Genomic DNA, 11525 nt, shown 5'->3' on the forward strand with positions numbered 1-11525 from the left:
AATCGTCTGATATTCGATATTATGTTGAAATTTATCGATCGGTTATTGAAAGTTGATTCTGAATTTGCTCCTTTTAAAATGATAGCAGTCGAAGGTCGTTATAACATACAAATCCCTTTAAAATCGGATGGACGAAATGTTAATATTGCAGGAATCATCGATAGGGTCGATCAGGTTGAGAATACCGTTCGAGTGATTGATTATAAAACAGGAGCAGCAGAACTAATTTTTAAGGATATTGAATCCCTATTTGAATCGGGAAATAAGAAGAGAAATAAAGCCGCTTTTCAAACGCTATTGTATTGCTTGTTTTATGATATGAAACACGGAGGTGAGTTAGCTATATCACCTAATGTTTATGGCTTGAAGTCAATCTTTAATCCGAAATTTGCTTGTGTACTTGAGCAAAAAGAGGGAAGAGCTAAAGGTATTCCTGTCGGGAGTTATTTAGCCTATAAGCAGGAGTTTATGGATGGTTTTTCCGATCTCTTGGAAGAGATTTTTAATCCTGATATTCCATTTACACAAGTTGAAGATGTTGATGTTTGTAGAACTTGTCCTTATATTGAGGTTTGTCACAGATAATTATTGTTTTAGATTTTAAAGCACCAGATCATGCTACGCATCATATTAATAAGTCTCCTTTTGAGTTTCGGCTTTGGGCTTTCTGCTCAGAATAAATATTCGACGGAAGACAAAAAAGCCATTAAATACTATAAAAAGGCTCAGGAGTCTATAAGGCTAAGACAAACTGATGAGGCATTGGTCTATCTAGAGAAAGCTTTCGAACGCGATAATCGTTTTATTGAAGCCCTTTTATTTTCAGCAGATCTTTATAGTGATAAGGGGAATGAAAGTAAAATGATTGCTGTGTACGAACAAGCCATTGCAATAGATCCCCATTTGTTTCCTAATGCCCTCTTCAATCTTGCCAATGCCTATTTAAAGCATGGCAGATATGAGAAGGCTTCAAGTACTTATCGTGCTTTTTTGAACATTGACAAAATATCTGATAAAAATCGGAATCTTAGTTTACACAAAATAAAATGTTGTGAGTTTGCCATCGAGGCTTTAAAAAATCCAAAGGATTTAAATGCACAAAGCTTAAGCGATTCAATAAATACAAAGGCCGATGAATATTGGCCAAGCCTAACGGCTGATGAGCAAACCCTCATTTTCACACGTCTTCTTCCAACGGGGAAAATAGGCAGGAATCAACTAGAAATCTTTCAGGAAGATGTATGTTACTCTGAGAATGAGGGTGAGCAATGGAGTAAGTCTAAAGTTTTATCAGACTTGATCAACACAAATGGGAACGAAGGTGCTCAGAGTATTACAGCAGATGGACGTTATATGTATTTTACTGCCAGTGGAAGAGAGGATGGAAGAGGACGCTGTGATATCTATTATTCGAAAAAGGTCGGTGATATATGGTCAGAGCCCATAAATTGTGGCGCAAATGTTAATACCAGAGCATGGGAAGCTCAGCCTAGTATTTCTTCTGATGGACGAAGCCTTTATTTTGTGAGTAATCGCAAATCTGGAAAGGGGAAAATGGATATCTGGAAATCCAATTTGATTGAGATCTTGGAAGATGGAAGGCAGAGATGGTCAATAGCTGAGAACTTGAAAATAAACACCGCAGAAAACGAGATGTCGCCTTTTATTCACGCAAGCAATACTTATATGGTTTTTGCTTCGGATGGTTTGGTGGGCATGGGTGCTTACGACTTGTACCAAATCGATCGATCATCAGACGGACAGTGGTCAGAGCCTAAGAATTTGTCTTATCCTATCAATACACACAATGATGAAATAGGTTTGATCATCAATGCAAAAGGCGATAAAGGTTATTTTTCATCGGATAGGCTAGCAGCGAATGGTCGTGATATCTATGAATTTGAAATGCCCCTTGAAATACAACCACCAAAGGTGAGTTATCTAAAGGGGCATGTGTTGGATGAGGCAACTATGCAGCCATTAGCAGCATCTTTAATTCTGCTTGATATAGATTCGCGCGATACGATTGCCTATTCAAAATCGGATAGAAAAGAAGGAGAGTACCTGGTTTGTTTGCCTCAGGGGAAAGATTATCTATTTCATGCTGAAGCTGATGGTTATTTGTTTTATTCTGACCATTTTCAAATGAAAACGGGAATGGATGATCATCCTCAGAAAAAGGATATTGCATTGCAAGCTATTCAGGTCGGAAAAGAAGTTATTCTGAATAACATCTTCTTCGAAACAGATTCCTGGGAAATCAAATCAGAATCAGAAAGTGAGTTAAATAGTCTTTGTGAGTTTCTTATTTTGAATAAAAGTATTAGTGTTGAAATTTCCGGACATACCGATAATACGGGTTCAGAGACTAAAAATATAAGCTTGTCGGAGAATAGAGCTAAGGCCGTTTATTCTGCCCTAATTGTAAAAGGTATTCCTGAGAATAGGTTGAGTTTTAAAGGCTATGCTTCGAGCAAACCTATTGGAGATAATAATTCTGAAAAGGGTAAGGCAATCAACCGTCGAACCGAATTCAAAGTCATAAAGAAATAGAAGATATAGAATTACGTTTTAAAATATAAGCCATGCAACCGATATATTTAGATTATAATGCTACGACACCTATCGCAAAAGAAGTGGCGGATGAGATGAAACCCTATTTGTATGATTTTTTTGGGAACCCTTCCAGTTCTCATACCTACGGTAGGGCTTGTAAAAAAGCGGTTGAGAAGGGACGTAAACAATTGGCAGCTTTGCTCAATTGCGAAACTTCGGAATTGATATTCACCAGTGGAGGAACAGAATCAAATAATTATGCACTAAAAGGCTATGCTTTCGCGAATAGAAGTAAGGGAAATCATATCATCACCTCTACCATAGAGCATCCCGCTGTTAGCGAGGTTTGTAAATATCTGGAAACAGAAGGTTTTGAAGTCACTTATCTGCCTGTTGATGGGACAGGACGCATTGACGCTGCTGATGTTGACGCTGCTATTCGTCCGGAAACCATTTTGATTTCAGTCATGTATGCCAATAATGAGGTTGGAACCCTTCAGCCTATTTCTGAGATAAGCGCATTAGCAAAAAAGCATGGTATTGCTGTTCATACCGATTGTGCTCAGGCGGTTGGAAAAGTGCCTGTTGATATTCAAGAATTAGGTGTTGATTTGCTGACTATTGCAGGCCATAAATTTTATGGACCTAAAGGGATTGGTGCTTTGTATATCCGTAAGGGTATTGAATTGCAAAAGTTGATGCATGGAGCGGATCATGAAAATAACTTACGAGCAGGAACGGAAAATGTTTTGGAAATTGTTGGTTTGGGTAGGGCAGCTAAATTAGCCAAAGCCAATTTGCCAGCGAGTTTCGTTCATGATAAATCTTTGGTTAATCGATTAAAACAAGCTTTATCAGTTCTCGATGATATCCAGTTTAATGGAAATACAGACTTCTGTCTGCCTAACACCTTGAGTGTTTCATTCAAAAATATTGAAGCTAATACGCTTCTATCAAACTTACCTCAGGTTGCAGCATCAGCTGGCGCTGCTTGTCATACCGATTCAATTTCGGTGTCAGCAACACTGGCGGCTATGAATTTAGAGCAAGCCTATGCTATGGGAACGGTTCGTTTCTCAGTAGGGAAATATAGTACTGAAGATGAAATTGATCAAGCCGCAAAAGCAATTATAGAAGCTGTTCATAATTTAAGAAACTAAGATGAAGAAAGCCGCAAGTGAGATGTGGGATGAGCGTTATGCAAATGAAAATTTTGTTTATGGCACTGAACCCAATGTTTTCTTTAAAGAAGAACTCCTAAAATTAAAAGTTGGCCGTCTACTTTTACCTGCTGAGGGAGAAGGGAGAAATGCCGTTTTTGCAGCAAGCCAGTCATGGCAGGTTTCGGCCTTCGATCTAAGTAAAGAGGGACGCTTTAAAGCTCTGGAATTAGCCAGGAAGAATCAGGTCAAGATTGATTATGAGGTAGCAGGTTTTGAGGATTTAACCTTCGAAAAAGAGAGTTTCGATTGTATTGCTCTAATCTATGCACATGTGCCTGAGGACAAGAGAAAGGTGTATCATCAGTTGATCGCGAAATATTTGAAACCTGATGGTATTTTAATTCTTGAAGGATTTTCGAAAGGGCAGTTGGGCAAGGAATCTGGAGGACCAGGGCAAATAGGCATGCTTTTCTCAAAAGAGAATTTATTGGATGATTTTTCAGAATTGGAAACAATAAAGCTGCAAGAATTGGATTTAGAGCTTTCTGAAGGCGAGTTTCATCAAGGTACAGCTTCTGTCATTCGATACGTTGGAAGGAAATCAATTTAGGAATCAGTTACTCTAATTTAGTGCATAAAAAAAAAAGGACTGCAACATGAGCAGTCCTTGATCGTTTATAATGGTTTTTCTAATCGATACAAGAGAGTATAAGTTCTTCAGCAAATTGTGTTGAGTTATTCATCAGGTTTTGATTGAGCGTTCTCATTTTGCCTGATTTCTTATAAAGTTTTTTGTGAGTAAACCAATCAGAGCAATAGGTGTGAATAGAAGGAGTCCCTTGTTTTCCATACTCAGGAATCGATTTGTAATGAATATTCTTCAGTATATAGTGAGTTCCCCCATTGTTCTGGGTAATATGGAGAGTGAATAAGATCTCCGTTTGAAAAGTAGAAGGTTTTTGGCTTAAATAAATGCGTGATTTTCCCTTATAAATAAATTCTTTTGAATTGATTCGGATGATTTCACCTGAAACAGAATGATTTGTAGATTGTATCCAATTGTGAAATGTTTCAAGTTGAAATGGCTGATTTTCTAGTTGAAGTTCAAATTGCAAATCCCCATTGGTCTTCAATTGGGATTTGATATCAACTTTATTCTGTGCCAAAATTGAGAATTGGTACAGAATTAAAATGGAAATAATCATGAATATTCTCATAGAATGCGGATTTGAGTGAGAAATTGGATTTTTTTCAAGACTCTTAAATGTAGCTTTTATTTACGATAATTCCAAGCTGTTTATTTCATGTAGAGTCTGTAAGGCCTTGTGTATATACACTTGTGTTTTGAATGTTCGAAAACGAAGATGATGTATTTATGTTCAGTGTCACAAACTTGACAAACTTGACACTTGTATATTATGTCCTTATCGAATACTTTTACAAGAGTAGAGTTTAAGAGAGGTGTAGTTTCCCCTTTTAGCTTAAACATCTCTGAGATGTTAATATACATATTAGTGCTTGTATCATTCGATCGAGTTTTAAATATGGTTTAGTTGTAAGTAATAAAAAAGGGGTCGTCAGCCCCTTTTTTTATTTTCCCTTCTCTGTTATTATTCTTGGCTTTTCCTACTTTATTCTAATTGGGATTTCTATTTTTGTTAGATACTACACAATTAGAAATATCAAGTCTAATTAAATCCTAATTTTGAATATGATTTTAAAGATTCCAAACTTAAAACGTATAGTCCTAGTTACTTTCTGTTTTATGAGTTTGTCAAGTATCGCACAGTCTGACTTTGTGAGTTCACAGCCTCTGAGTTCAATTTATGAAACGGATGCTGCCTGGGCGGATTCTATCATGTCGGGAATGAACCAGGAACAGCGAATTGCTCAGCTATTTATGGTTGCGGCCTATTCTAATAAAACCTCCTCCGAAGAAAAAATGATCTTGAATCTGATAGAAAACTATCAAATTGGAGGCTTAATTTTCTTTCAAGGTACACCTCAGGAGCAAGCTCGACTGACTAACTTGTATCAAAGTAAATCGACTTTACCCTTGTGGATTGGTATGGATGCCGAGTACGGTTTAGGCGCTCGATTGAAGCAGACACTCAAATACCCACAACAGATTACGATGGGAGCGGTTCAGGATACCAGCTTACTTTTCATGTTAGGTAAGGAGATGGCTGTTGAATGTCGTCGAATGGGTATACATGTTAATTTTGCACCTGTTTTAGATATCAATAGCAATCCGAAGAATCCAGTCATCAATTCACGTTCTTATGGAGAAGGAAAAGTGAATGTGGCAGAAAAAGGAATTGCCTTTTCCAGAGGTATGCAATCTGGAGGCGTGGTAGCCGTTGGAAAACATTTTCCAGGCCATGGCGATACAGATACGGATTCTCACCATGATTTACCTGTGGTCGATCGCTCAAGAGAGGAGCTTGATGAATTGGAATTACACCCATTCAGAGAATCGATTGAAGCTGGTATCGGGGGAATAATGGTTGCTCACCTTAATGTTCCGGCTCTAGACAAAGTGGCAAAAGCTGCGACTCTATCCCGACCTATTGTAACTGACTTGTTGAAAAATGAATTGGGTTTTAAAGGCTTGGTTTTTACCGATGCTTTGAACATGCAAGGTGTTCGTAAATTTTATAAGCCAGGTGAGGTTGATGCCAAGGCAGCAATTGCAGGTAATGATGTCCTTCTGTTTTCAGAAGATGTACCTAAAGCCATCAATGAAATAAAGGCAGCTATTGCCAGTGGAGACTTGTTACAAGAGGATATTAATCAGTCCTGTTTAAAAATACTTAAGACGAAGTATTGGTTAGGATTAAACCAATATAAGCCGGTTTCATCAGATCGTCTCTGGTCGGGATTGAATACGCAGCAAGGACTGATTTTACGAAGCATGCTCGTTGAAAATGCCATGACTGTGGTGAGTAATAAGAATGATTTATTGCCTTTACAGCGATTGGATACCTTGCGAATTGCTTCTGTAGCCATGGGAGCCAAAAAGCGTAACCATTTTCAAGAGTATTTAGGTCGTTATACCGATATCGATTTTTATCAGATTGATAAGAATGCCTCACAAAAGCAATACAACACGCTTTTGAAAAATTTGGACTCATACAATTTGATTATTGTCAGCAAGCATGATAGCAATTTAAGAGCTTCTAAAAAGTTTGGTGTAACAGATGAAACCGTTTCCTTCGTCAGTAACCTTTCTAAAAGGAAGAAAGTCATTTTTGATTTGTTTGCTAGTCCTTATGCCCTTGATTTTTATAAGAAATTGGAAAGACAGGAGGCGACTCTCGTTTCATACGAGGACAATGAAGAAACCCAAAAGGCATCAGCTCAAATTATATTTGGAGGGATTGGAGCCAAGGGACGTTTACCTGTTTCTGTTAATAAGGATATACCTGAAGGAACCGGGCTTGATACAAAAAAGAATAGATTGGGATACGCTTTGCCGGGCCAAACCGGATTTGATAGTTCTCAATTGAAAAAGGTTGATTCTATTGTTTATGATGCCATTGAGCAAAAGGCAACTCCTGGTTGCCAAATTTTGGTGGCTCACAAAGGGAGAATTATTTATGACAAGGCATACGGTTATCATACTTACGCAAAGAATGTCAACGTTAAGCAAAACGACTTATACGACTTGGCATCGGTAACTAAAGTGGCTGCTTCATTGCCTATCCTGATGCAGTTGGTTGATGAGGGGGAGATCGATATTGATGGCCAATTGGGAGATTATTTGACAGTTGCAAAGGGGACCAATAAGGATACTTTGGTGTTGAGAAAGATATTGGCCCACGAAGCTCGTTTGTTACCATGGAAACCTTTCCACCGAGAGGCAGTAGATACGGCTCGTTTACGTCGTGATTTGTTTAGTCACGACTCATCCAGGGTTTATAGAGTAAAGGTTGGGAATCATCTTTTTGCCAATAAGAATTACCGATTTCGGAAGTCCCTTTTTAAGACGATGGCTTCAAAAGAATACCCGATTCAGATTGCAAAGAATATGTATCTAAAAGAGGGGTTTAGCGATTCCATTTACAAGCGGATTTTGGCTACTGATTATCGCGAAGCAAATGGTTACAAATACAGCGATCTGGGTTTTATTTTGCTTAAGAAAATGTTCGAAGAGCACTTAACCAGCAGCATGGAAAGCTATGTGAAGACAAATCTCTATCGCAAGCTTGGTGCAGGAACTTTAGGTTACCACCCTCGTCAGCGTTTTAGTTTGTCACGTATTATTCCAACTCAAAACGATCACTTTTTCAGAAAACAGTTGATCAAAGGTTATGTGCAAGATCCAACAGCGGCTATGTTGGGTGGTGTGGCAGGTCATGCTGGTGTTTTTGGTAATGCGGCTGATGTGGCCAAACTCATGCAAATGTATTTGCAAAAAGGCTCCTATGGCGGCGTGACCTTTTTTCAACCAGAAACTTTGGAGCAATTTACTTCGAGAGCTTATCCCGATGGTGAAAACAGAAGAGGAATCGGTTTTGATAAGCCTTTTTTAGACCCTACAAATACCAATGGACCAACAACAACAAAGGCATCGCCCAATAGTTTTGGACATTCCGGTTTTACAGGAACTATGGTTTGGGTTGATCCAGACTATGACTTGGTCTATATTTTTCTATCGAATCGTGTTTTCCCTGACGATTGGAATACCAAGCTGATGCAAATGGATGTTAGAACAAAAATTCAAGAGTGTCTTTACGATGCTATAAACCCACCTGTGATTATCGATACCACCGAAAATATTATCGATATACTACCATAAACTAATTGGCTTCTTGAGCAGATTAACGTTTAAATAGCGAGTATCCTGAGTCACTTCCAATCCCAACCATTCTGGTTTTTCAAATTCCTGATCTTCCGATTTCAATTCAATTTCAGCCATTACCAGACCCTTATTTTCTCCCTCGAACACATCAACTTCCCAATTCATTCCTGCAAACTCAATAATAAATCTGGTCTTTTCAATCTTCTTATCACATTGACTTAAAAGTTCCTCGGCATCAGTCATTGGAATTTCATATTCATACTCCAATCTCGACAGTGGATTTGTTCCCGTTTTAATGGTTAAAAAGCCTTTACCTTTAGTAATACGAATGCGCATACTTTTCTCTTTTTCACTCCAAAGGTAGCCTTGCACAATGCGATTCCCTTCAGCAGGTAAATTGAGAAGATCTTCTTTTATCAGGTATTTACGTTCTATTTCTGTTGCCATAATTCTAAAGGTTAAAGTTGATAAGGATAAAGGTTAAAGTCAGTTGTCGGTTTTCAGTTGTCGGTCACTGAGCGCGTTGCATTGAGCGAAGTCGAAATGAAGTCGAAGTGCTTGAAATATAGTGTTCATTAGTGGTTGGTTTTTTTTTAATTTTTCATCCTCACATCCTCACATCCTCACATCCTCACATCCTCAGATCAATTAACTTGATTCTTCGATTTTCCTTTCTCCCAATGATCCAATATATTTTGTGCGGCTTCTTCAGCCATTTCAATTCGGGTTTCAATGCAAGCCGTGCCGATATGCGGAACCAAAACCACATTATCAAGTTCTAAAAGCTGTGGTGTAATATTTGGTTCATCCTCGAAAACATCCAAGGCTGCTCCAGCAATCAGGTTTTTTTCCAATGCCTCCGCTAAAGCCTGTTCATCAACAACAGGACCACGAGCCGTGTTAATCAGGTAAGCCGATGTCTTCATCATCTTAAGTTCCTGTTCACTTATCAGATGATGAGTCGATTCATTTAAAGGACAATGCAAAGAAAGGACATCAGTTGTTTTCAGAAGATCGTCAAAGCTTAGATAGTTAATATTCAGATTTGTTTCTTCACTGGCCGATAGCTGCCTGCGATTGTTATAAACCACCTTCATACCAAAGGCCTGTGCTTTTTGTGCCACCGATTTGCCAATTTTACCCATGCCGATAATGCCTAGCGTTTTTCCTTTTAGCGTTTGGCCCAGGTTGCGCATCACACCCCATTTGAAATCATCCTCAGTACGAAGGCGATGGTTGCATTCTGCTACGCGTCGGCTAAGAGAGAGCATCAGTGCCAGACAAAGCTCTGCTGTTGGCTCACAAACGGATTCAGGTGTGTTGCAAACTGCAATGCCCTGTTTGCTTGCTGCTGCCACATCGATATTGTTGTAGCCAACCCCATAGTTCGAAATAATCTCAAGTTTTTGACCTGCTTCAATCAGTTTTGCATTCACTGGCTGATTAAAGATAGATAGCAAAGCTTCACAATTGGGAATGCGCTCAAGCATTTCCTCTTGTGTGAAACAGTCTTTATCAGGATAAATGAGATTAAAAGATTGACTTAGTGCTTTTAGTCCTTCTTTTGGAATGGCATATTGAATAAGGATAGTCTTCTTCACGCTTGCGATTATTTATTTCTAATTTCAATTTTTTTGTTTTCGCTATAGCCGCTTGGCTCTTACTTTTTTATTCATCCATAGCTGAACACGCATACACCCTTTTGTCTGTCGACATTTTCCCTAAAAGGTAAAAATACAGGAGCTAAACTTTTATATTCGATTCAAACTTAGTTTTACTTTCTCCACTTCCAGGGTAGATGTCCGAAGGACAGAGGGGTGTTTTAACAATGATGAATTGAATTCGAAAATTAGGGAATAAATGAAGAATGACCATGAATTAGAGAGTAATTTATATGCTTAATCTGCATATCTTTTACTTTTCCTTGATGAAAAGTAACAAAAATCATTGGCTCCGGCACTCAGCGACCCATCACGGTTCAAAGACTAAACAGACTGAACTCGTTCGTACCTCACTCAGACAGCATTCTTTTCTTTACGTCTTCTTCGTCTATGGGACCCCATCTGCGTCGCTGAGGCCGATCCTAAACCGATTATATAAATCACTTAGGATACTTTAAAACAATTTTGAATTGAATACGAAATTAGTAACGATATTTGTCGTTTATACCTTTGCCTGCAAGAATTAGGGGGATTATTTTATCGAGACGCTTCAATTGAGTTTCTTCTTTTTTAGCAGCTGCTAAGTGGGCACAAAATTCTTTTTGCTTGTAGGGAGTAATTGTATTGAAAGCGGTTTCCAAGTTTGGGTTTTTCTGAAAAGTTTTTTCTAGTAATGGATGAAGAACAAAGGGAGATGGTTTATTGTATACAATTTTCTTTCCATCTAAATGATCCTGTATGGTTTCGGCAATAAAAATGCGAATTGAATCTTCTGGAATCACAGATTGAGAATTGAACCTCAATTGGCGCATGGCTTTGGTTTTATCACCTTGTGCATTGGTCAGCAGGTTTTCAGAATCGGAAAGTAAGGCGCCATGGAAAAACCAAATACATACATCGTTTTTAAAAGCGCCCAATCCAATTAAATTCTGTCCCTGATATGTATAAACCGGAGTATTCCATTTGATACATTCCTTAAGGTCGAATGAAAGAAGAATCGACCTCAACTGAGCAAGTTCCTTTTCCCATTTCGATTTGTCTGCTTGGTAAGCTTCGAATGTATCAAATTTGGCCATACTTAAGTCCTTCGATTAAGGAATACGCATAAACTTGTGTGCCTGCAAAGAAATATTCCACTTCGGGTTATTCTTCACATACTCCACAATAGGTTTCACGTTGTGAACGTACTGACTCCATTCTGATTGAAGGTAAAGCAAACAATCATCACCCACCAATTTGGCGTGCTCTTCAGCTAAAGCAAAATCTTTCTCCAAGTCGAAAATGATAAACTTCAGTTCGTTGGCTTTTTTGTAAGAGCTTTCAACCGGGGCTTTGTTCGCT

The 11525-nt window shown here is 38.5% G+C and carries 9 protein-coding genes and 1 pseudogene; 5 read left to right on the plus strand and 5 right to left on the minus strand.

Annotation, left to right across the window (positions count from 1 at the left end):
- The 4 genes from ABY905_RS08990 to ABY905_RS09005 form a co-directional block, all read left to right on the plus strand.
- Nucleotides 1-585, plus strand: a 585-nt coding sequence (locus ABY905_RS08990) for a PD-(D/E)XK nuclease family protein (protein ID WP_372642714.1), incomplete at its 5' end; no start/stop codon positions are given.
- Nucleotides 586-615: 30 nt separating this feature from the next.
- On the plus strand, nt 616-2553 hold the full coding sequence (locus ABY905_RS08995; protein WP_372642716.1) for an OmpA family protein: 1938 nt from the start codon (nt 616-618) through the stop codon (nt 2551-2553).
- 32 nt (nt 2554-2585) lie between these two features.
- Nucleotides 2586-3716, plus strand: coding sequence for a cysteine desulfurase family protein (locus tag ABY905_RS09000; protein ID WP_372642718.1), 1131 nt, complete (start codon nt 2586-2588; stop codon nt 3714-3716).
- Nucleotide 3717: 1 nt separating this feature from the next.
- On the plus strand, nt 3718-4329 hold the full coding sequence (locus tag ABY905_RS09005) for a class I SAM-dependent methyltransferase (protein WP_372642721.1): 612 nt from the start codon (nt 3718-3720) through the stop codon (nt 4327-4329).
- A gap of 79 nt (nt 4330-4408) precedes the next feature.
- Here the strand turns inward: ABY905_RS09005 and ABY905_RS09010 are convergent, their stop codons facing one another.
- Complete coding sequence (locus tag ABY905_RS09010) at nt 4409-4936, minus strand: hypothetical protein (RefSeq protein ID WP_372642723.1); 528 nt, start codon at nt 4934-4936, stop codon at nt 4409-4411.
- A gap of 494 nt (nt 4937-5430) precedes the next feature.
- Here ABY905_RS09010 and ABY905_RS09015 point away from each other — a divergent pair, with 494 nt between their 5' ends.
- Nucleotides 5431-8520, plus strand: a complete 3090-nt coding sequence (locus ABY905_RS09015) for a glycoside hydrolase family 3 N-terminal domain-containing protein (RefSeq protein ID WP_372642725.1) — start codon at nt 5431-5433, stop codon at nt 8518-8520.
- Here the strand turns inward: ABY905_RS09015 and ABY905_RS09020 are convergent.
- From ABY905_RS09020 to ABY905_RS09035, 4 genes and pseudogenes are all read right to left on the minus strand, one after another.
- Nucleotides 8512-8970, minus strand: coding sequence for a CYTH domain-containing protein (locus tag ABY905_RS09020; protein WP_372642728.1), 459 nt, complete (start codon nt 8968-8970; stop codon nt 8512-8514). The genes ABY905_RS09015 and ABY905_RS09020 overlap by 9 nt on opposite strands.
- A gap of 197 nt (nt 8971-9167) precedes the next feature.
- Complete coding sequence (locus ABY905_RS09025) at nt 9168-10124, minus strand: NAD(P)-dependent oxidoreductase (RefSeq protein WP_372642730.1); 957 nt, start codon at nt 10122-10124, stop codon at nt 9168-9170.
- A gap of 542 nt (nt 10125-10666) precedes the next feature.
- Nucleotides 10667-11260: a YdeI family protein gene (locus tag ABY905_RS09030; RefSeq protein WP_372642733.1), complete on the minus strand. Its 594-nt coding sequence runs from the start codon at nt 11258-11260 to the stop codon at nt 10667-10669.
- 15 nt (nt 11261-11275) lie between these two features.
- A pseudogene (locus ABY905_RS09035) lies at nt 11276-11525 on the minus strand (7-carboxy-7-deazaguanine synthase QueE); the annotation flags it as partial.

This window comes from Ancylomarina sp. (assembly GCF_041555295.1).
GTDB lineage: Bacteria > Bacteroidota > Bacteroidia > Bacteroidales > Marinifilaceae > Ancylomarina.